Genomic DNA, 21,219 nt, shown 5'->3' with positions numbered 1-21,219 from the left:
ATGGCCAGCACAAAAAACACCATCACCCTGTCTCGTTTTTCCCCCGTTTCCCTTCATTTTTCCGGGACGGGGTATCGTATCTTTCTACAGGCGGCAATCTTCTGCCTGCTTTGTCTTTTCCCGCTGCAATCCGCACTCGCCCAGCAGCCCCGGAACGATGCGGCTGAATTATCCGCCGCGCTGAAAGCAATCAAAGAAACCGTGAGTGAGAAAGATCTCACTCAGGTGAAACTCGCCGAAACGGCAAAAAAAACAAATGATCTTTCGGCAGCCGCGAAAACATCGCTCGAAGAACTGCAGGCTGAACTGGCCAAGGTGGATCAGTCCATTGATCTCTTAGGCCAGGAAACAAAAAATGACCCGCCCGAAGTAGCCCGGCAACGCAAACTTCTCCAGCAAAAAAAATCAGGGCTGGAAAAGAAAGTCGCCGAAGTTCGCCTGATCCAGGTCAAAAGCGAGGAACTGCTGGCCGAGATCACCGGCCGTCGCGAAAAACTGTCCGCCCAGCAGTTTTTTCACAGGAGCGCGGATTTCCTGCAACTGATGCAGCAGCTTTACTCCCGGAAAACCGAATGGGCCGGGGATACCGTTTCTTTTCTCCTGCAACACAGCGGACTTGAAACGTTCAGCCCGCTGCATCTCGGCGTCGGCATCTTCCTCCTGATCATTACGTTGCTTTTCGGGTTCTGGAGCAGATGGCGCCTTCTTTCGCAAGCCTCGGCCAAAAAAGAATTCATAAAAATTCTGATGGGCAGCGTTGCCGGTTATTTACCTTTTTTCCTGCCGCTCCTTGTCATCACCCTTTACAGCCAGCTGCTGACGAAAAACAGTGCCTCCTTTACCTATACCGGCCCCCTCGCGTTTGCCTGCACCCTTTTCGTCTTTCAACTCTGGCTGGTACGCTTTTTTTTCAAGCCGATCCTGGACCAGAAGCCCCTGATCAGCCTCCCTGACAAACTCGCATCGGCATTCAGGCGACAATTACGAATAACGGCATTTCTTATTGCCGTGTTGTCCCTTTTACTTGTCGCTCCGGTTGAAGCCGAAACCGGGGCCGCCTATTACTATTTTCTCCGACTGGTCACAGGCACCGCGCTTTGCGCTGTTCTGGCCAGACTCGGCTGGCTTTTTAATAAAATACCCGGCCTGGAAAAAACATCTTTCTGGATACGCAGTATCCTGGCAATCGTCCTGCTGACGGCCATCATTACCGATCTGCTCGGCTTTCATAATATTTCTTTTTATGTGATCAAGGGATTCACCCAAACCGTTGTCCTGGCAGTCCTCTTTTTCTGCACCAGGTACCTTGTCAACAGTGTCTTCAGAAGCCTTTCCTATGGAAAAACCGAATGGTCGCAAAAAGTACGGAAACAGGTTGGCCTTACGGGGAATGAGGTCGGTTCGAATTTCATCTGGATCAATTTTCTGCTCAATTTTCTGCTCCTTATCGCCCTTCTCGTGGCTGTATTGAACACCTGGCTGCAATCATGGACGGCCGCCCCGCAATCAACCCGTTTCATCATGCAGGGGTTTGCCATCGGCGAAACGCAGATAGTTCCCCTTCGCATTCTCATCGGCCTGCTTCTTTTCGCCCTGTTCTGGACCCTTTCCAACTGGGCAAAAACCATGTTGAAAAGATCGATCAGGGAAGATCAACATGTCAGCAAAAGTGCGCGTGATGCCATTGTGACCCTGACAGGCTACCTAGGTATCATAATCGCCGTTTTGCTCGGACTCGCCATGGCCGGGGTCAATTTTACCTCGCTTGCGGTCATTGCCGGCGCCCTGTCGGTGGGAATAGGATTCGGGCTGCAGAACATTGTCAGCAATTTCATATCCGGGCTCATCCTCCTTTTTGAACAACCAATCCGGCGGGGCGACTGGATCGTGGTCGGCAATACGGAAGGGTATGTGAAAAAAATCAGCGTTCGCTCCACCGTGATAACAACCTTTGACAAGGCGGAAGTCATTGTGCCCAACTCCGAATTCATTTCAACCCAGGTAACAAACTGGATGTTTTCCGACAGAAACGGTCGACTGCGGATTCCGGTCGGCGTTGCCTACGGCAGTGATACGGAACTGGTCAAGAAAATCCTCGAGGACATCGCCAACGCCCATCCGGCGGTTATCATCGACGGCTCCGCACCGAAACCGGCCGCCCTGTTCATAAGTTTTGGAGACAGCTCCCTTAATTTCGAGCTGCGTGTTTTCCTGACCGACGTAGATAGCCGATTCAAAACATTAAGCGATATCAACTTTTCCATTGACGCGGCCTTCCGCCAAAATAACATTGAGATTCCATTTCCCCAGAGGGATATTCATATCAAGACCGAAGCCACGCCGTGACAGGCGATTCATTTTCTTGCAGAAGCGTGATCACATCACAACAGCATTTTGAAAAATTTTTCCTAGAAAACAAATTACATGAACAGATCAACCATCCTTATTGCCATTGCCATTGCCGTTATTTCAATCAGCTTGTGGGCCGTTACCAACCAGCCTGAACATGAACCGGCATGGCCTGAACGTATCCAGGGTTTTTCCTTTTCCCCCATGCGTATCGGCCAAAGCGCCGTTACCCATATCCTTCCTTCCGTGGAGGAAATTGATGCCGATCTGCAGCTGCTTGCCGGCAAAACCCATGCCGTGCGCAGCTACACCACTGAAGGAACGCTGGCTGAAATTCCCCGACTGGCCAACAAATACGGACTCAACGTCACCCTCGGCGCGTGGCTTGACGGCGATCTCGGCAAAAACGACAAGGAAATCCGCGATGCCATCAGGATAGCCAGGGAAAACTACCAGAATGTCGTCAGGGTTGTTGTCGGCAACGAATCGATCCTGCGCGGCGATCTGACGGTTGACGAGGTCTCCGAATATCTCGAATGGGCCCGGGATGAGCTGAACGTGCCGGTAAGCACCGCCGAGCCGTGGCATGTCTGGATCAGGTATCCGGAACTTGTCGAACATGTCGATTATATCGCCGTTCATATGCTGCCCTATTGGGAGGGGGTTGACCTCGACCGTGCGGTTGATTACGTCGTCGACCATGTCAATCTGCTGAAAAATACCTTTCCGGACAAGCAGGTCATCATCGGCGAGGTGGGCTGGCCCAGCAACGGCAGGACGCGCATCTCCGCCGTGGCCAGCACCGCCAACCAGGCCGCCTTTCTGCGCCGCTTCCTGGAGAGGGCTCAGCAGGAAAACTATACCTACTATATCATGGAGGCCTTTGACCAGCCCTGGAAACGGGTTTCGGAGGGTTCCGTCGGGGCGTACTGGGGGGTTTACAATGTTGAACGGCAACCGAAATTCCCCTTCACCTCGCCCATTGTCAAAATCCCCGAATGGAGAACTCTTGCCGCCATCTCGGTGGTAATCGCTCTCATCACCTTTGCCCTGCTGCTTATCGACAGCAGGACACTGCGGCCCCGCGGCCGCAGCTTTCTCGCGGTTATCGCCTTTGGCGCGGCAACAGCCGCCGTCTGGATCGTCTACACCTACACACGGCAGTACATGACCCTCGCTTCCGTGCTGGTCGGCATCCTGATGGTGGTGGGTATTGTCGGCGTTGTGGTTATCCTGCTGGCCGAGGCCCATGAATGGGCCGAGGCAACCTGGCTGGCCGAGTGGCGTCGCCCCTTTACCATCCGGAAGCTGCCGAGGGAAAAACTCCCCATGGTATCGGTGCATGTACCGGCCTATAACGAACCGCCGGACATGATGATTGAAACCCTCGATGCCCTTGCCATGATGGATTATCCCCTCTTCGAGGTCATCGTCATTGACAACAACACCAAGGACCCGGCGGTCTGGCAGCCGGTACAGGCTCATTGTGCAAAACTCGGCCCGCGTTTCCGCTTCTTTCATGTGGACCCTCTTGCCGGATTCAAAGCCGGTGCGCTTAATTTCGCACTCAAACATACGTCGCCTGACGCCACCGTCGTAGCAGTCATTGACAGCGATTACATCGTCACGCCGGACTGGCTGCACGATCTGGCCTCCCAGTTCGACAATCAATCCATCGCCATTGTTCAGGCTCCCCAGGATTATCGTGACGACAAGGAAAACCTTTTCAAGGCCATGTGCTATGCCGAATACCAGGGCTTCTTCTATATCGGCATGCAGACCAGAAATGAACGAAATGCCATTATCCAGCACGGCACCATGACAATGGTGCGCAAGTCGGTGCTGGAGGAAGTCGGCGGTTGGGCGGAATGGTGTATAACCGAGGATGCCGAACTGGGTCTGCGCATCTTTGAACGCGGCTATGAAGCCACCTATATTCCCCAGACCTACGGCAAGGGCGTCATGCCCGACACCTTCATCGATTTCAAAAAACAACGTTTCCGCTGGGCCTACGGGGCGGTTCAGATCATGCGGCACCATGCGGCCGCGCTCTTGTTCAAAAAAAATACCTCTCTTACCCGCGGGCAACGGTATCACTTTATTGCCGGCTGGCTGCCATGGATGGCTGACAGCTTGAATCTCATTTTCACCCTGGCCGCCGTCGGCTGGTCCATCGGCATGATATATTTCCCGCTGAAGGTTGATCCGCCGCTGGTGATCCTTTCCGCCATGCCGCTCACCCTGTTTGTTTTCAAGGTGGGGAAAATGATTTATCTCTACCGCACGAGAATAGGGGCAACAGTCGGCCAGACTATCGCCTCGGCCATTGCCGGATTGTCGCTTTCCCATACGATTTCCCAGGCGATCCTCATCGGTTTTGTCACCAAAAGCAAACCCTTTTTCCGCACCCCGAAACAGGCCAAGGCGCATGCCCTGCTCCAGGCCCTGTCCACTGCCAGGGAAGAAGGGTTCATCATGCTTGCCCTCTGGTTGTCCGCGTTTACCGTAGCCTTGCGCCAGGGAACGGAAACCGCGGACCTGCTGATATGGGTTCTGATGCTGCTGGTCCAGTCGATTCCCTACCTGGCATCGGTGATCATGTCGCTTGTCAGCGGATTTTCACGAACCGAAAAGAAGATCATCAGCAGCATTACTTCTTCTCCCGAGGTAACTTCGCAAGAAAATGCCTCTCACCAATGACATGATGGGGGAAAATCTTTGCCTTGCCCGGAACAACCTGATGGGTACCCGGCACTGAAAACAGGAGGATGAGTTTTTTCATCCTTCCTGTTTTTTTGTGGAGAGCCGCGTTTTTCGCAGATGAACTTCTGCTTGACTCACGGCAAACCGCTGTTCCATACTTTAGGGAACTAAAAAAACGAGATGGGATTGATTTCATGCAAAGCTGCAAACCGCGACCTTGCTCCATCCCGCTCATATTTTTTTGTCACTGAGATGCCAACCACCGCTCCTCACTATTTTCAGGGCCTCATTACCGCCGTCAAAGGAAGCGTTGTCGATGTCCGCTTTGACAAGGGCCTGCCGGCGCTGCACGCCAAATTGACCTCGGGCGAGGGCAATTCAGTTGTCCTTGAAGTCGCCACCCATCTGGATGAAGAAAGCGTCCGCGCCATAGCCCTTACGCCAACCGCCGGCCTTGCCAGGGGTGACCGGATCCGTACCGACGGCAGGCCGCTTACCATGCCGGTGGGCGAGGCTTTGCTCGGCAGAATGCTGAACGTCTTCGGAGAGCCGGTTGATTTGAATGGCCCTTTGCCGGACAATCTTGAAAAACGTCCCATCTATTCGCAACCTGTCCCTCTGTCCCGCCACACTGTTCAACCGGAGATATTTGAAACCGGCATCAAAATCATCGACCTCCTCTCCCCTTTGGAAAAGGGTGGAAAAGCGGGCCTCTTCGGCGGGGCCGGGGTCGGCAAGACGGTGCTCATCACCGAAATGATCAACAACATGGTGGGACTTTACGAAGGCGTCAGTCTTTTCTGCGGTATCGGCGAACGATGCCGCGAAGCGGAAGAACTCTACCGGGATATGGAGCAGGCAGGCGTACTGGGCAAGACCGCCATGATCTTCGGTCAGATGAATGAACCGTCAGGCGCCCGTTTCAAGATCGGTCATGCCGCTCTTACCCTGGCCGAATACTTCCGGGACAGCCGAAGGCAGGACGTGCTGCTTTTGATCGACAATATCTTCAGATTCATTCAGGCCGGGTCCGAGGTGTCGGGTTTGATGGGACGCATCCCCTCCCATGTCGGCTATCAGCCCACCCTTGCCACCGAACTGGCCGAACTGGAGGAACGGATCTGTTCCACCACCAGCGGTTCCATCACCTCGGTTCAGGCCGTTTATGTTCCGGCCGATGATTTCACCGATCCCGCCGCCTCCCATACCTTTGCCCACCTTTCCGCCTCCGTTGTTTTATCACGGAAACGTGCCGGCCAGGGTTTTTATCCGGCCGTGGACCCTCTGGCGTCGAATTCAAGCATGTTGACTCCGGATATCGTTTCCGCCAAGCATTATGAGGTGGTGCAGGGGGTCAGGCGGGTACTGGCCGAATATGAGGACCTGAAGGACATTATTGCCATGCTCGGCCTGGAAGAACTTTCCGAAGCCGATCGCCGCACCGTTGCCGTGGCGAGACGGCTGGAACGTTTCTTCTCCCAGCCTTTTTTCACAACCACCCAGTTTACCGGCATGGCCGGCAAACTGGTCCCTCTGGCCCAGACCATTGAAGGCTGTGAGCGTATTTTACAGGGTGACTTTCTTGATGTGCCGGAACAGGCGCTGTATATGATCGGCGCCGTTGATGAGGTGGATCGCGCCAAGTATTCCGGTGCCGGCCGGGCAGATGAAGCAGGCAAAAATCGACACCCGGGAAAAGAATGAACCGTATTTCCCTCGGCATTTATCTGCCCAGCAGAATTTTCCGGCAGATCGAAGGAGTCGGCAAAGTGGTGGCGGAAGGGCTTGAAGGCTATTTCACCCTGCTGCCGCGCCACACGGATTACGTGTCGGTGCTCGTTCCCGGCATCCTCACAGTGGAAGAGCAATCCGGCCGAACCGTCTATTTCGCCGTGGACCACGGCGCACTGATCAAACAGGGGGCAATCGTCAACATCTCCACCAGGAACTGTATCGAAGGAGAGGATTTTTTGTCGCTGGGCAAAATAGTTGAAACCGAATTTTACCAGATAGACGATCTTGAGAAAAAGGCCAGAACAGCCCTTACCGGCCTTGAGCATTCCATGCTCCGCCGTTTTGCGGAACTGAGAAAAACATGATGCGCCACGGAAACGCCGCCCCTGGAACTCATTTATGAAAAAAAAACCGCCCAAAGAACATCTGCCGGAAATCGTAGACAAAAAATGTCTCAAAAAAGAGCGGGCACGGAAAGAAAAACAACGTCCCATTTTTTTCGGCCTCGGCATGTTCGGCATGATCGGCTGGACTGTGGCGATCCCTGCGGTCATCGGCACATTTATCGGCCGCTGGCTGGACGAGCGGCATCTTGGCCGGGACACAGTTTCATGGACCCTGACCTGTCTCTTTGCCGGACTTTTTGTCGGCGGCATTGTTGCCTGGCACTGGATCAAAAAAGAAGGGAGAACGGATTAAGTGCAGATTGTTGACTGGCTCATACTGACCGCCATGCCTTTTGCCGGCTTCATCCTTGGCCTCGCCTATTTCAAGGGATTATGGGCCACCTTGAACCGTCTGCCGGAAGCAACAGGGTTCGGTGGTCGGATTCTTGCGAGCTTCATGATCAGACTGGGCCTCCTTGTCCTGGCCTTTTACCTTTTGATGGCAAATGACTGGAAGAGACTGGTCGCGCTCACCATCGGCTTCTGGATTGCCCGGCTGGTTATGATTCGTCGCTACGGCAGACACACACCGGTAGAAAACTGCGGGCAGTCATCATGAAATTTTCGCCGGATCAATTCATTCTGATCGAATGGGGATGGGGGCACCTCAATGCGACAATTCTCTTCACCTGGCTGGAAATGTTCCTGCTGGTCGGGGGATCATGGCTTATCACCAGAAAGCTCGGCAGCGGCATGAAATTAAACCGCCGGCAGAATCTGCTCGAAATCCTGGTCGGCGGCATCGCCAATCACATCGAAGAGATCACCAGGCAGAAAGCCGATCCTTTTCTCCCCTTTGTCGGCACCCTTTTTCTTTTCATTCTTCTTTCCAACATTCTTGCCGTCATTCCCTTTTACCCGACCCCCACCGCCTCATTGTCCACCACCAGCGCCCTGGCGTTCTGCGTCTTTATCGCGGTGCCGGTATTCGGCCTTTCGACAAGGAGCCTGGGCAACTATCTGGGGGAATATATCAAACCTTCCCCGTTCATGCTGCCGTTTAACCTTCTCGGGGACATATCCCGCACCTTTGCCCTGGCCGTCCGTTTATACGGCAATCTGATGAGCGGCTCTGTCGTCGGCTTTGTTCTCCTGCTTATCGTGCCTTTTTTCTTTCCGGTGGTCATGAGCGCCCTCGGTCTTCTTACCGGAACCATACAGGCTTACATCTTTGCCCTGCTTGCCATGATCTATATTGCGTCAATGTTGAAAAACAAAGAAGTAGAAAACGGACCACCCACACAATCCACCAAATGAGGGGAAAAATATGGAAACAATACCATTAATCGGCATGATGTCGGTACTCGGCGCCGGACTCTGCATGGGACTCGGCGCCATCGGTCCGGCTATCGGCGAGGGCATGGCCGCTGCCGCTGCCCTGCGCTCGCTCGCCCAGCAGCCTGATGAGTCAGGGGCCATTACCCGCACCCTGTTTGTCTCCATGGCCATGATTGAATCAACCGGCATTTACGCCTTTGTCGTCGCCATGCTTCTTCTTTTTGCCAATCCCTTCTGGGACTATGCAATCAAACAGGCCGGCGGATAATTGATGAAAATCGACTGGTTCACATTTGCCGCCCAGATCATTAATTTTCTCATTCTGGTCTGGTTGTTGAAAAAAGTCCTCTACAAACCGGTTGTGCAGGCAATGCAAAAACGGGAAGACACCATTGCCGCCAGACTTGACGAGGCGCAAAACAGGTCCGCGGAAGCTCAGGCCGAGAAAGAAAAATACCAAGAATTGCAACAAAAGCTGCATGATTCAGTTCCCCGGGAAATGCGGCGGGCCAGGGAAGAAGCTGACAACTTCAGAAATGAGCTGATCGAGTCTGTTCGGCTGGAAGTCGAGAAAAGCAGATCCCAATGGCATGCGGCAGTTGAACAGGAAAAGGAAACATTTCTCCTGGAAACAAGCCGCCTGGTGACAAAATATTTCCACCAGCTTGCCGGCAAGGCCCTGCGGGATTTGGCGAATGAAGACCTGGAGCAGCGGATACTCAGTGTTTTTAGCCGTGAACTTGATAAAATTCCCGCGGCCGAAAACGAAAAAATCTCCCACGATCTGGTAAAACTCGGCATGCCCGTAATCGTCACAAGCGCTTTTCCCTTTTCTCCTGAAACGCGGGAAGAACTGAAAAAAAGGCTTGATGCCCTCTGGGGTGCACCCGCGCAGAAAGAATTTGTCATTGACCCTGCACTGCTGGCCGGCATTCAAGTCGAGGCAGGGGGAAAAAAAATCAAATGGGACATGCGCGGCTATCTGCGGGAATTTGAAAAAAAACTTGCCGCTTCACTGGAAAGAGCAAACGCGGGGTAAAGCCCCATTGATCATCTTATGCTGAAAGCATCCTTGACAAAAACACATAGCGCTTTTACCCAATCGCTTGCGTCGCACTCCTTTGCACTGACAGCCGAAGACGTTGGGCGAATTATCTCGATTACCGGCCCGGTTGCCATGGCAAACGGACTTGCCGGAGTGACATCGGAAGAGCTGGTTGAGATGGAAGACGGCACCATCGGTCTTGTCGCAAGTCTTGACCCGGACAAAGTCGGCATCATTCTGCTCGGCAGCTCGGACCGGCTCAAGGCAGGCCAGGAAGTCAGACGTCGCGGCCGGGTGGCCGACATCATCGTCGGCACCCCCCTGCTGGGCCGGGTCATCGATGCCGCCGGCAGGCCCCTGGACGACAAGGACCCCCTTCCGGATCTGGCGAAAAGCCCCCTTGAACATCCGGCCCCGGCAATCATGGCGCGCAGTCCGGTAACTGACCCTTTGCAGACCGGCATCAAAGTGGTGGACGCGCTGATTCCCATCGGCAAGGGCCAGCGGCAACTGATCCTCGGCGACCGGCAGACCGGCAAAACCGCCATTGCCCTTGATGCCATCGTCAATCAGCGGGACAAGGATGTCATCTGCATCTATGCCGCCATCGGCCAGCGGGAATCCGGGGTGGCGAAAGTGTTGCACGATCTGCGCGAACAGGGAGCCATGCACTACACGGTGATTGTCGCCTCCAGCGGTCAGGACGCGCCGGGCCTGCAGTTCATCACGCCCTACGCCGCCACCACCATCGGTGAATACTTTATGCGACAGGGCAAGGATGTACTCATCGTTTATGATGATCTCACCCGCCATGCCCGAGCCTACCGGGAACTTTCCCTGCTGCTGGAACGATCACCCGGCAGGGAGGCGTATCCCGGCGATATTTTCTATATTCATTCCCGGCTGCTGGAACGGTCAACCCATCTCAGACCGGAACACGGCGGCGGCTCGATGACCGCCCTGCCCATTGTGGAAACCGAGGCGCAGAATCTTTCCGCCTACATCCCGACCAACATCATTTCCATCACGGATGGACAGATCTATCTCTCGCCCGATCTCTTTGCCAAAGGTATCCTGCCCGCCGTTGATGCCGGAAAATCGGTATCCCGGGTCGGCGGCAAGGCGCAAAAGGCCGCCTACCGTGAGCTGGTGGGCAGTCTTCGCCTTTCCTACGCGCAATTTGAGGAGCTGGAAACTTTTGCCCGTTTCGCCACGAGGCTTGATGACAACACCAAGCAGGCCATCGAACGAGGCAAACGGGTCAGAGAGGTGCTGAAGCAGAACAGATACGCGGCCCTCAAGGATTATGAGCAGGTGGCGATCATGACGGCGCTGACCGAGGGACTCCTTGATGCGCTTGACATCAAAGAGATCAAGGAAGCAGAGTCGGCGATGAGTGCGGCCGTTTCCCGCCGACTTCCCCACATCTGCGAAAAAATCAGCAAAGGAGAAAAATTGACGGCGAATGACACAATGGAGCTGCTGCAAACCTGCAGGCAGGCCCTGTCGGATAAAAAGAAAAAAGATTCGTGATGGAAACTCTCCAGACCCTCGACAAACGAATCACCACCACCGCCAAGCTGCAGGGCATCGTCAAAAGCATGAAAACCCTTTCCGCGGTCAATATCCGTCAGTATGAACGCTCCCTGACTTCCCTGAAAACATTTATCGAGGTCATTGAGCTCGGCCTGCAGACCGCCCTGAAGGAACAGACCCTGCCCAGGCAACATCCAGCCAATCCAGGGCCGCGGGGACTGATCATCTTCGGCTCCGACCAGGGCCTCTGCGGCAGGTTCAATGAACGGCTGGCGGATTTTCTCGCCGGCAACCTTGAAAAAATGGAAATAAACGATCACGCCTCGGTCAAACTGCTCGTCATCGGCGCCCGGATCGGCGCCCGGCTCGAAGCGGCGGGTTACGCCATCGAGGAGGTCTTCTGGGTACCGGGTTCGGTGAACGGCATCAACACCACCGTCTATCAGGTACTGCTCAGCATGGAACGATGGCTGAAGGAAGAGAGGATTTTCCAGGTGGATATTTTTTACAACCGCTACGACAAACTGACCGCCTCGGAACCCAGCCGTCGTCCTCTTCTGCCGCTTGATAATGAACGCATGCGGGAGCTGGGCAAACGCAAATGGCCGGGACGTTCCCTTCCCTGCTTCCGTATCCCGGCTGACCAGCTTTTTTCCGGCCTCATCCGCCAGTATCTGTTCACCACCCTCTACAGCGTCCAGGCGGAGTCCCTGGCCAGCGAACAGGCAAGCCGCCTGAGATCTTTGCAGAATGCGGAAAAAAACATCGAGGAGCACATTGAGGAACTGCGGGGAGAATACCGTATCAAGCGCCAGTCCACCATTACCTCGGAACTGCTTGATCTGGTTGCCGGCTTCAAGGCGACCCTGAAAAAGAAAAAAACATCTTCTCCCGGCGAACCGGAATAAAACAAAAGCCGTCTTTTTTTCAGGGATGTCCGCAGTTACAATTTTTCGCCCCGGCGGTTATCCGAAACAAAGGCCGCAATCAGGGCAAATCGCCGCCGATGTCTGGAACTTGAACCCGCAGGCCGGACAGACCGCCTGTTTTTCCTCCGGATTAAAGACAGAGTCGCAATGGGACAGGTCATGATGGCTGATGGCCGTGGTTCTGTCGATGTACGCCTGAACGACCGCAAAGGCGTCACGAGCATCTCCCCGGTGTACCTGAAGGTAAAAGGAGGACGAACCGCAGCATCCCTTGCCGCAGGAATTTCCTCCTCCCTCCCCGGCAATGAGCACGGCAATATTTTCCTTTTGCAGCTCTTTTTCGAGAATTTTGACTTCCTTCATGTCCGCCTTGTGAATGGAGACAAGGTCGTCTTCCGGCGTGATCTCCTTTTGACGGCCGTTTTTCCGGGCCAACGAATCTTTTGACTTTTCCATCATCTCTTTGCCGCTCAAAAGGGCTACTCCGCAATCAGCGCAGAGTGTTATTTCAGCCCGGTATTCGTCTTTACAGCGGGGACAGTATTTGAGTTCCGGATCAATCATGCGTCACGCTCCATATATTTTTTCTTGCCAGACCGTTGCAATAAAATACTCCCGTCATCCGCATGCGGAAACGGCTTTTCAATATTTTACAGAATATATCTGCTCAAATCCTCATTGCCGGCAATTTCAGCGAGCTGTTTTTTGACATAGTCGGCGGTAACAGTGAATTGCTGTCCTTGCATGTCGGGTGCGTGAAAGGAAAGCTCCTCCAGCAGCCGTTCCATGATGGTATGAAGCCTGCGGGCGCCGATATTTTCCGTTTTCAAATTGACTGCGGCGGCAATTCTCGCCATCTCGCGAATGGCGTCCTGCTCAAATGACAATTCAATCCCCTCGGTTGCCATGAGAGCGATATACTGTTTGATAAGGGCGTTTTGCGGTTCAGTCAGGATCCGGAAAAATTCCTCTTCTCCCAGGGGGTCCAACTCAACCCGAATGGGAAAACGGCCCTGGAGTTCAGGCACCAGGTCGGAAGGTTTGCAGAGATGGAAGGCCCCGCTTGCGATAAAAAGGATATGGTCGGTTTTCACCATGCCGTATTTGGTGGAAACCGTGGCGCCCTCGACAATGGGCAGCAGGTCGCGCTGCACTCCTTCCCGGGAGACCTCCGCCGACTGAACCGCACCCGATCGGGAGGCGATCTTGTCGATTTCATCGAGAAAAATGATACCGGTCTGTTCCGTGCGCTGAACGGCAAGACGGGTAACCTTGTCCATCTCAATCAGCTTTTCCGCCTCTTCCTTTTCAAGAATCAGCCGTGCTTCGCCGACTTTCAGCTTCAGTTTCTGTCGTTTTCCGGGAAACATCTTGCCGAAAATGTCCTTCATGCTTGACCCCATGTCGTCCATGCCTCCCATGCCGCTGTTGCTGAAAATCTCGACAATGGGCAGGCTCTGCGCCTGGTCAACGGTCATCTCGACAACTTTTTCCTCAAGTTTGCCTTCACGCAGCATGCAACGAAATTTTTCCCTGGTGCTCTCCGGGGAAGAAGAAGGCGCTGTCTGACCGGAGGGCGGAAGCTCCAGCGACTTCGTGAATGAAGAGGGAGAGGGGGGAACCAGCAGGTCCAGCAGTCGTTCCTCGGCCATGACCAAAGCCTTTTCCTTGACCTTAGCCGTTTCCTCCTCTTTGACCATGTTGACGGCAAGCTGCGTGAGATCGCGAATCATGGATTCCACATCGCGTCCCACATAACCGACTTCGGTGAACTTTGACGCCTCGATCTTCAAAAAAGGCGATTGGGCCAGATTGGCGAGTCTTCTGGCAATTTCTGTTTTGCCGACACCGGTGGGGCCGATCATGATGATGTTTTTGGGGGCGATTTCATCGCGCAGGGGCGGCTCGACCTGCTGCCGACGCCAGCGATTACGCAGGGCAACGGCGACAAAACGCTTGGCATCCTGCTGACCGATGATGTACTGATCGAGTTTGGTGACAATTTCCTTGGGGGTTAACGATTGCAGTGATGTCATATTTTTTCCACGACTATATTAGTATTGGTATAAACGCAGATCTGACCGGCAATCTCCATGGCTGCCCGGCAGATCTGTTCGGCATCGAGACCACTGTGATTGATCAGTGCCTTGGCTGCGGCCTGTGCAAAAGGGCCGCCTGAACCGATGGCCAGAATGCCGTCATCCGATTCAATCACGTCCCCCATGCCACTCAGGATAAAGGAATTCTCCTTGTCGGCGGCAATAAGCATCGCCTCAAGCCTTCTCAGCATCTTATCCGTGCGCCAGTCCTTGGCCAGTTCGACCGCGGCGCGGGTGAGGTTGCCGTTGAACTGTTCCAGTTTCTGTTCAAGCCGGTCAAAAAGGGTAAAGGCATCGGCGGTTGACCCGGCAAATCCGGTAATCACCTTGTTCTGATACAGACGTCGCACCTTTTTGGCCTGATGCTTCATGATGGTATTGCCGAGCGACACCTGTCCGTCGCCGGCCATGACGACGTCGCCCTTGTGGCGGACACAGATGATGGTGGTTGATCGAATAACCGGTTTTTCATTTTCCATATTTATTTTTCCGTAATTATTGATAGCTTCGTAAAAAGTCAGGGGCCGTCAAAAAAAGAACCATTCGATTTGCAGGTTCGTGTCCCGGCCTTATGAATAAAATTCATCCGCGTTTTGCCTTTGGATGCGCCGCATCATAAACCTGCATGAGATGATCCACGTTTAAATGGGTATACTTCTGGGTGGTGGAAAGGCTCGCATGGCCTAAAAGTTCCTGCACGGCGCGCAGATCAGCCCCCATTTCCAGGAGATGGGTGGCAAATGAATGACGCAGGGCGTGAGGCGTGACCTGGGCCGCTATGCCGGCACGGGCGGCATAAAAACTGACCAGCCGTTCCACGCTTCTCGTGGTAAGCCGCCCTCCCCTGCTGTTTAAAAAAAGAGGATTTTCGTCGGTTTTACTGCCGCGTTTTCGCCGCTCGGCAAGAAGCTGCAGTCGTTCCGGCAGATAGGACTGAAGCATGTCGCTTGCCGGCTCTCCCATGGGAACCAGCCTTTCCTTGTTTCCCTTGCCCCTTACCCTAACCATTCCCCCATAAAAATCAACCCTGTCGACATTTAATCCGGCGAGTTCCGAAACCCGGATTCCGGTGGAGTAGAGCAGCTCAAGGATAGCCCGGTCCCGCAGAAAAAACGGGTCACGGCGGCCGGGTTCTTCCAGCAGGGTAAAAACTTCGTCAACCGTCAAAAAAACAGGAATATAGCGCCCCTGTTTCGGCATGGAGACATTGGCAAAAGGATCGCTCGCGACATGATTTTCCCTGATCAGAAAGCGAAAAAAAGTCCGCAGGGCCGAGAGTTTTCTCGCCACCGAAGACGATTTGCACCGGGCATTGAGATGATAGACAAAAGAGCGGACGAATTGGGGGTCAGGGGCAACGGCATTGACTCCTTCCGGGGCAAATGAAAAAAACTCTTCAATATCCCTTTGGTAATTGGTAACGGTGTGTGGAGAATAGCCCTTCTCCACTTTCAGCCACTCGACAAAAAGAGGAAGAAGTTGGCCTCCCGGGCCGGCTTTTTTTTGAAAGGTGTCGGTCATTCTTGCGTTCTACACTCAAGGGTGTTAAATATAACAGTTTCGTGCGGTTTGCGATTTTTTCAGCTTGCGCCGTGATCACTCGTCGGGGTTCCATCTGAAAAACGGAACCAACGCCGGCAAGTGTTTATATACATTATATTTCAGAGACGGATGGTCAGCCTTGTGACTCTTTCCAAGACCGTCTCTCTTCTGTCATGAATTCAGCTTAAATACCACGTTCATCAGACCATGGCCAAAAAAAATTTCGAATCGGCTTTAACTCGCTTGGAAGAAATCACCAGAGAGCTTGAAGAGGGGGAACTCAGCCTGGACAGTTCCCTGAAGAAATTCGACGAAGGTATGAAGCTTGTGCAATTCTGCAATCAGAAGCTGGATGAATCCCAGAAACAGATTGATATCCTGCTCAACAAAAACGACGCACTGACCCGTGTTCCCTTTGACCCTGAAAACGACCTGTCCGAAGAGAGTTTGTAAGTGAACATCACGACCTATCTTCATGAAAAAAAAGTTCAGATTGAACAGGGACTCGCACGGTTTATGCTGCAACCTGAAGGGTTGCTGAGGGATCATATCACGGCCATGCGCTATTCACTTTTTGCCGGGGGAAAGCGGATCCGGCCGGTTCTCTGCCTGGCGGTTTGCGAAGCGCTGCACACCGACCCTTCCCCCTATCTGACCTTGGCCTGCAGCCTGGAATGCATTCACACCTATTCCCTGATCCATGACGATCTGCCGGCCATGGACAATGACGAACTGCGACGCGGCAAACCGACAAACCACATGATTTACGGCGAAGCCGGCGCCATTCTCGCCGGTGACGGGCTTCTTTCCTTTGCTTTTGAATTGCTTTCCCGACCGGACACCGGTAGCCTGTCCAGCCATGACCAACTGCGCATTGTCAATATCATTGCCGGGGCCATAGGTCCGTTGGGAATGGTGGGTGGTCAGGCCCTTGACATGGATTCCGAAGGAAAATCAATTCCCTTTTCCACCCTGCAGTATCTGCACAGCTGTAAAACCGGCGCGCTGATCACCGCTTCCGTGCAGACCGGCGCCATCATCGGCCGGGCCGACGACCAACAATTTGCTGCATTGAGTTCTTATGGTAAACAGATCGGGCTTGCCTTCCAGATCGTCGATGATCTTCTGAACGTGGAAGGGACCACCGCGCAGCTGGGCAAGGCGGCGGGATCTGATGCCGAACAGAACAAGGCGACATATCCCTCCTTCTTTGGCGTTGAAAAGACACGAAAGCTCGCCGGAGAGGCGGTTGACGGCGCAATTGCCGCCTTGTCTTCCTTTGACCATGAGGCGGAACCTCTCCGTGAACTGGCACGGTATATTTATAATAGAAAAAAATAATGGATGACCAAACCATTCTCTCAACAATAAATTCACCGGTTGACCTGAGAAAGCTCGCCGAGGAAGACCTCGTCCGGTTGTCACGGGAAATCCGCGGGGAAATCATTCAGACCGTATCCAGGGTCGGCGGTCATCTCGCTCCCTGCCTGGGTGTGGTTGAACTGACCCTGGCTATCCATTATGTATTCAATACCCCGGACGACAAACTGATATGGGATGTCGGTCATCAGGCTTACGCCCACAAGCTGATAACCGGACGCCGGGAATCCTTCCATACCCTGCGCCAGTATCAGGGCATCAGCGGCTTTCCCAAACGGGAGGAAAGCGAATATGACGTCTTTAACACCGGTCACAGCAGCACATCCATATCAGCAGGCCTCGGCATCAGCATAGCCAATCACCTCAAGGGAACAACCAACAAGACCATCGCCGTCATCGGTGACGGTTCCATGACCGGCGGAATGGCATTTGAGGCATTAAACCAGGCCGGCCACCTGGACAAAGATCTTATTGTTATCCTTAACGATAACGAGATGTCCATCTCCCCCAACGTCGGCGCGCTTTCCAGTTTTCTCAGCCGTAAACTGACCGGTCGCGCCATGGTTCGTGCCAAACAGGATCTGAGCCAGTTTCTCAAACATTTCCACAATGTCGGGGAGAATATCCTTCAGGTGCTCAAAAAAAGCGAGGAAAGCCTGAAAAGCTTTTTTACGCCGGGGATGCTGTTCGAGGCACTTAAATTTGAATATATCGGCCCCATTCCCGGCCATAAACTGGAAAACTTACTCGACACATTCCGCAACGTCCGCGATTTCACCAAAGGCCCGGTGCTGATTCATGTCATAACCACCAAAGGAAAGGGCTATGGCCCTGCTGAAAAAAACCCCGGCGCCTATCACGGCGTGGGTCCCTTTGACATTGAGACCGGTAAGCCGTTGCCGGCAAAATCCGCAGCTCCGACCTACACCAGGGTTTTTGGCGACACCCTGGTGGAAATTGCCGACAAAGACCCGCGCATCGCCGCCATCACAGCTGCCATGCCGGCCGGCACGGGACTGAGCAAATTCGCTGATAAATTTCCGGACAGATTCTTTGATGTCGGGATAGCCGAACAACATGCCGTTACCTTTGCCGCAGGTCTTGCCACCGAGGGAATTCTTCCGGTGGTGGCCATTTATTCTACTTTCATGCAGCGCGCCCTTGACCAAGTGATACACGACGTCTGCCTGCCGAACCTGCCGGTTACTTTTGCCATTGACCGCGGCGGACTTGTCGGTGATGACGGCCCCACCCATCACGGGGTCTTTGATCTCTCCTTTCTGCGCATGATCCCTAATATGGTGATCATGGCGCCCAAGGATGAAGAAGAACTGCGTCACATGCTGCACACCGCCATTTTCATGCCTTGTCCAACCACGGTTCGTTACTGCCGCGGCAACGGCGAAGGCGTCGATTTAACCGCTGAGCCCGCCAAAATACCTTTCGGCAAAGGCGAACTTCTGCGGGAAGGTCAAGATGTCCTGCTCCTGCCGGTGGGCAACCGTGTTTATCCAGCATTGGCGGCGGCGGAAGGATTGCACAAAATCGGCATCAGTGCCGCAGTCATCAATCCTCGCTTTGTCAACCCACTGGACGCTGATCTCATCTGTCACTGGGCGGAAAAAACCGGCAAGGTTATCACCGTTGAAGACAATGTCAAAAAGGGAGGTTTCGGCAGTGGCGTGCTCGAGCTCTTTGCCAAAAAGGGAATTGACAACATTGCGGTGCGAATTCTGGGCATTCCTGATCGATTCATCGAACACGGCCCCCAGGATGTATTGCGCCACAATGTAAAAATAGACACACCTGCCATTATCAACAGCGCCTTAGAACTTGTCGGCAAGTGACTAAAAACAGATTCGGCTTCAGGCAAACTCCGGCCTTCATCTGGGCCTTTACTACATATTTTGCCGAAGGATTCCCCTATTCCCTCATCAGGACCATTTCCACATTCTTTTTTCGGGCAAGCGGTGTCAGCCTTGAAGCAACGGGGCTGACCTCCCTTTTGGGCCTGGCGTGGATCTTTAAATTTCTCTGGGCTCCCTACCTTGATTTCTTCGGCACAAAAAAAAAATGGCTCCTGCTCACTCAAGGGATTCTTGTCGTCATTTTTTGTCTGATCACCTTGTCGGCCGGCCGAAGCTGGGCGCTGCCTTTTGTCGCCTTGCTTTTTTTTGCGGCAAGTTTTATCGCCTCAACCCATGATACCGCCATAGACGGCTACTATCTTGAGGCCCTTGACCAGGCTGGACAGGCAAGGTTTGTCGGATACCGCGTTATGGCCTACCGGATTGCCATGATGTTCGGCAGCGCCGTTATTGTTACCCTGGGGGCCCGCAATGGCTGGCCCGTGGCTTTCGGCTTGTCTTCCTTTCTTCTTACCCTGCTTTTTTTCTTCCACCTCTTTTTTCTCCCTTCCTGCGAATATGAAAAAAAGCCGATAAAAGCACTGATTAAAAAACTTATTTCGGTACCGCACCTCATCGTCTTTCTTCTCGGCCTGGTCCTTCTTGCCGCCATCCTTCTCATGGACCGGAGTCGTGCTTTTCTGGGCAGCCTGCCTTTAGCCAATATGGTCGGGGTGCTTCTTCTACTTTCCCTGCTGATGCTCATTGCCCTGCGCAACAGCCTGATGGCCCGTATCAAGGAAAAACCCGACTCCATTTTCGGCAGGGCGTTCATCTCCTTCATCGATCAGGAAAGAATCACGACCATCATCCTTTTTATCGTCTTTATTCGCGTCGGTGAGTTCATGCTGTCCGCCATGGCCGGACCATTCTTTATTGATGCGGGATTGAAGGGGCATTACGGCTGGATCACCGGGGCGGTGGGACTGCCGTGCTCCATTATCGGCGCCATGGGCGGAGGATGGTTTATTGCCCGCTATTCTTTAAAAAAAATGATCTGGCCTTTTTTGCTGGCCCAGAATCTGACCAATTTAACCTATATGGCGCTGGCTTTTCATCTGATCGGGGATGGCCAGGGACAAATGGAGATGGCGCAGGCCGCTCTTTCTTCGTCCGACATCCTTCTCGCCTGCCTGGTTGCCGCTTTTGACTATCTTTCGGGGGGAATGGGAACAGCGGTGCTCATGACCTTCCTGATGAGACTGTGCAAAGAAAATTTCAAGGCGGCCCATTATGCCATCGGCACGGGGCTGATGAGCGTTTCCGGCGTTTATGCCGGTTCTTTCAGCGGATTTCTGGTTGACTGGTGCGGATACGGGGTCTTCTTCGGCTTGAGCTTCTGCTTTTCACTGCCGGCCATGGCTTTTATTCCCTTTCTACCGTGGCCGGCAGTGAAAAAAACGTGAAATATTATTTTTTATCGAGCATCTTCAAAATTTGCGGGGTGATATCGGTGGATTCATCCGCATAAAGCAGACCGGTTCGTGAGCTCAGACCCTTTCTGGTATTTTCCAGGATAAGCAGATAATTTTCTTTTTTACCGTATTCGGCAATCAGTTCATGGAGGTCTTTCAAAATCGGCTCCATGATTTTCTTTTCAAGCTGTTTCAATTCAAACTGGGCATCATCTGTTTTCAGCTTGAACTCCCTCATCTTCATTTGATAGTCACGTTCTTTCCCTTCAAGAATTTCCTGGCTCCAGACGGAACGCTTCTTTTCGATTTCCTCTCCCAGTCCTTCAAGAGTTGACTGTTCCGCGGCGAATTTATTCTGGAATTCCTGAACTTTGGCCTCTAACTGTTTCTGGGCCTCCTGTCCTACTTTCGATTGGGTAAGAACCTCCTGCAAACTGATGGTCGCCACCTTCATGGCATTTGCGGAAAAAGCCTGACCAGGCGCCAAAAAAAGGCAAAACAAACCAGCGGCAAAAAACAATTGAACAGTTCGATACAGTTTCATGGCTCACTCCTGATTTCGCGTGCAACTCCTGCTTCCGCGGAAGAGTTATTGCAGCTCTCTTTTATTATCTCAACTTTCCAACGTGCTTGACCATTCTGCACCTGCATGCGCTTTCAAACAACAAAAAAACATGTGTAATTACAGGGAACAACGGCAATCCAGCAGCCTCTTTCGGGAATAACGCATGGGGGTTGGATGACAGCGGAACTGACGCATCAAGGGCAAAAAAGCGAATATTGTCGGGGAAGATTTCACAGACTCAAAACCAACCTCAAATTCAACACGGAAAGTTATGCATGCGCAATACAAAAA

The 21,219-nt window shown here is 53.2% G+C and carries 19 protein-coding genes and 1 pseudogene; 15 read left to right on the top strand and 5 right to left on the bottom strand.

The window, feature by feature from the left end; genetic code table 11:
* From BM485_10235 to BM485_10185, 11 genes and pseudogenes are all read left to right on the top strand, one after another.
* On the top strand, positions 1-2,346 hold the full coding sequence (locus tag BM485_10235; GenBank protein OKY75066.1) for a hypothetical protein: 2,346 nt from the start codon (positions 1-3) through the stop codon (positions 2,344-2,346).
* 78 nt (positions 2,347-2,424) lie between these two features.
* Complete coding sequence (locus tag BM485_10230) at positions 2,425-5,049, top strand: beta-(1-3)-glucosyl transferase (GenBank protein ID OKY75065.1); 2,625 nt, start codon at positions 2,425-2,427, stop codon at positions 5,047-5,049.
* Between the two features lie 255 nt (positions 5,050-5,304).
* Positions 5,305-6,690: pseudogene (locus BM485_10225) on the top strand (F0F1 ATP synthase subunit beta).
* Between the two features lie 71 nt (positions 6,691-6,761).
* On the top strand, positions 6,762-7,151 hold the full coding sequence (locus tag BM485_10220) for a hypothetical protein (GenBank protein OKY75123.1): 390 nt from the start codon (positions 6,762-6,764) through the stop codon (positions 7,149-7,151).
* 34 nt (positions 7,152-7,185) lie between these two features.
* Complete coding sequence (locus BM485_10215; protein ID OKY75064.1) at positions 7,186-7,485, top strand: hypothetical protein; 300 nt, start codon at positions 7,186-7,188, stop codon at positions 7,483-7,485.
* Between the two features lie 33 nt (positions 7,486-7,518).
* Complete coding sequence (locus tag BM485_10210) at positions 7,519-7,791, top strand: hypothetical protein (protein OKY75122.1); 273 nt, start codon at positions 7,519-7,521, stop codon at positions 7,789-7,791.
* Positions 7,788-8,489 carry a F0F1 ATP synthase subunit A gene (locus tag BM485_10205; protein ID OKY75063.1) on the top strand — a complete coding sequence of 234 codons (702 nt, stop codon included), beginning with the start codon at positions 7,788-7,790 and terminating at the stop codon, positions 8,487-8,489. Before BM485_10210 ends, BM485_10205 begins: the two co-directional genes overlap by 4 nt.
* A 10-nt stretch (positions 8,490-8,499) precedes the next feature.
* Complete coding sequence (locus BM485_10200; protein OKY75062.1) at positions 8,500-8,778, top strand: ATP synthase F0 subunit C; 279 nt, start codon at positions 8,500-8,502, stop codon at positions 8,776-8,778.
* Between the two features lie 3 nt (positions 8,779-8,781).
* On the top strand, positions 8,782-9,549 hold the full coding sequence (locus tag BM485_10195) for a hypothetical protein (GenBank protein ID OKY75061.1): 768 nt from the start codon (positions 8,782-8,784) through the stop codon (positions 9,547-9,549).
* A gap of 6 nt (positions 9,550-9,555) precedes the next feature.
* Entirely contained in the window at positions 9,556-11,088 is a 1,533-nt protein-coding gene (locus BM485_10190) for a F0F1 ATP synthase subunit alpha (protein OKY75060.1), read from the top strand.
* On the top strand, positions 11,088-11,999 hold the full coding sequence (locus BM485_10185; protein ID OKY75059.1) for a hypothetical protein: 912 nt from the start codon (positions 11,088-11,090) through the stop codon (positions 11,997-11,999). Before BM485_10190 ends, BM485_10185 begins: the two co-directional genes overlap by 1 nt.
* Before the next feature lie 57 nt (positions 12,000-12,056).
* Here BM485_10185 and BM485_10180 read toward each other — a convergent pair whose 3' ends face one another.
* The 4 genes from BM485_10180 to BM485_10165 all read right to left on the bottom strand — a co-directional run bounded on the left by BM485_10180 (position 12,057) and on the right by BM485_10165 (position 15,640).
* Positions 12,057-12,584, bottom strand: a complete 528-nt coding sequence (locus tag BM485_10180) for a hypothetical protein (protein ID OKY75058.1) — start codon at positions 12,582-12,584, stop codon at positions 12,057-12,059.
* An 86-nt stretch (positions 12,585-12,670) separates the two neighbouring features.
* Positions 12,671-14,056, bottom strand: coding sequence for an HslU--HslV peptidase ATPase subunit (locus tag BM485_10175; protein OKY75057.1), 1,386 nt, complete (start codon positions 14,054-14,056; stop codon positions 12,671-12,673).
* Positions 14,053-14,577, bottom strand: a complete 525-nt coding sequence (locus BM485_10170; GenBank protein ID OKY75121.1) for an HslU--HslV peptidase proteolytic subunit — start codon at positions 14,575-14,577, stop codon at positions 14,053-14,055. The genes BM485_10175 and BM485_10170 overlap by 4 nt, the downstream gene beginning before the upstream one ends.
* A 124-nt stretch (positions 14,578-14,701) precedes the next feature.
* The gene (locus tag BM485_10165) at positions 14,702-15,640 is read right to left on the bottom strand and encodes a tyrosine recombinase XerC (protein OKY75056.1); all 939 of its coding nucleotides are present in this window, start codon (positions 15,638-15,640) and stop codon (positions 14,702-14,704) included.
* Positions 15,641-15,868: 228 nt separating this feature from the next.
* Here BM485_10165 and BM485_10160 point away from each other — a divergent pair, with 228 nt between their 5' ends.
* Genes BM485_10160 through BM485_10145 form a run of 4 tightly spaced genes read left to right on the top strand, consistent with a single transcriptional unit; the run spans position 15,869 to position 20,354 of the window.
* Positions 15,869-16,114, top strand: coding sequence for an exodeoxyribonuclease VII small subunit (locus tag BM485_10160; GenBank protein OKY75055.1), 246 nt, complete (start codon positions 15,869-15,871; stop codon positions 16,112-16,114).
* Entirely contained in the window at positions 16,115-17,002 is an 888-nt protein-coding gene (locus BM485_10155; protein OKY75054.1) for a farnesyl-diphosphate synthase, read from the top strand.
* Entirely contained in the window at positions 17,002-18,888 is a 1,887-nt protein-coding gene (locus tag BM485_10150; GenBank protein ID OKY75053.1) for a 1-deoxy-D-xylulose-5-phosphate synthase, read from the top strand. The genes BM485_10155 and BM485_10150 overlap by 1 nt, the downstream gene beginning before the upstream one ends.
* The gene (locus BM485_10145; GenBank protein OKY75052.1) at positions 18,885-20,354 is read left to right on the top strand and encodes a hypothetical protein; all 1,470 of its coding nucleotides are present in this window, start codon (positions 18,885-18,887) and stop codon (positions 20,352-20,354) included. The genes BM485_10150 and BM485_10145 overlap by 4 nt, the downstream gene beginning before the upstream one ends.
* 4 nt (positions 20,355-20,358) lie before the next feature.
* On the opposite strand, the gene BM485_10140 is transcribed toward BM485_10145, so the two are convergent.
* Positions 20,359-20,901, bottom strand: coding sequence for a hypothetical protein (locus tag BM485_10140; GenBank protein OKY75120.1), 543 nt, complete (start codon positions 20,899-20,901; stop codon positions 20,359-20,361).
* Positions 20,902-21,219 lie beyond the last annotated feature (318 nt).

The organism is Desulfobulbaceae bacterium DB1, assembly GCA_001914235.1.
Classification (GTDB): domain Bacteria; phylum Desulfobacterota; class Desulfobulbia; order Desulfobulbales; family SURF-16; genus DB1.
Note: the sequence above shows the minus strand (reverse complement) of the source record. Positions and strands in the feature narration are given on the sequence as shown.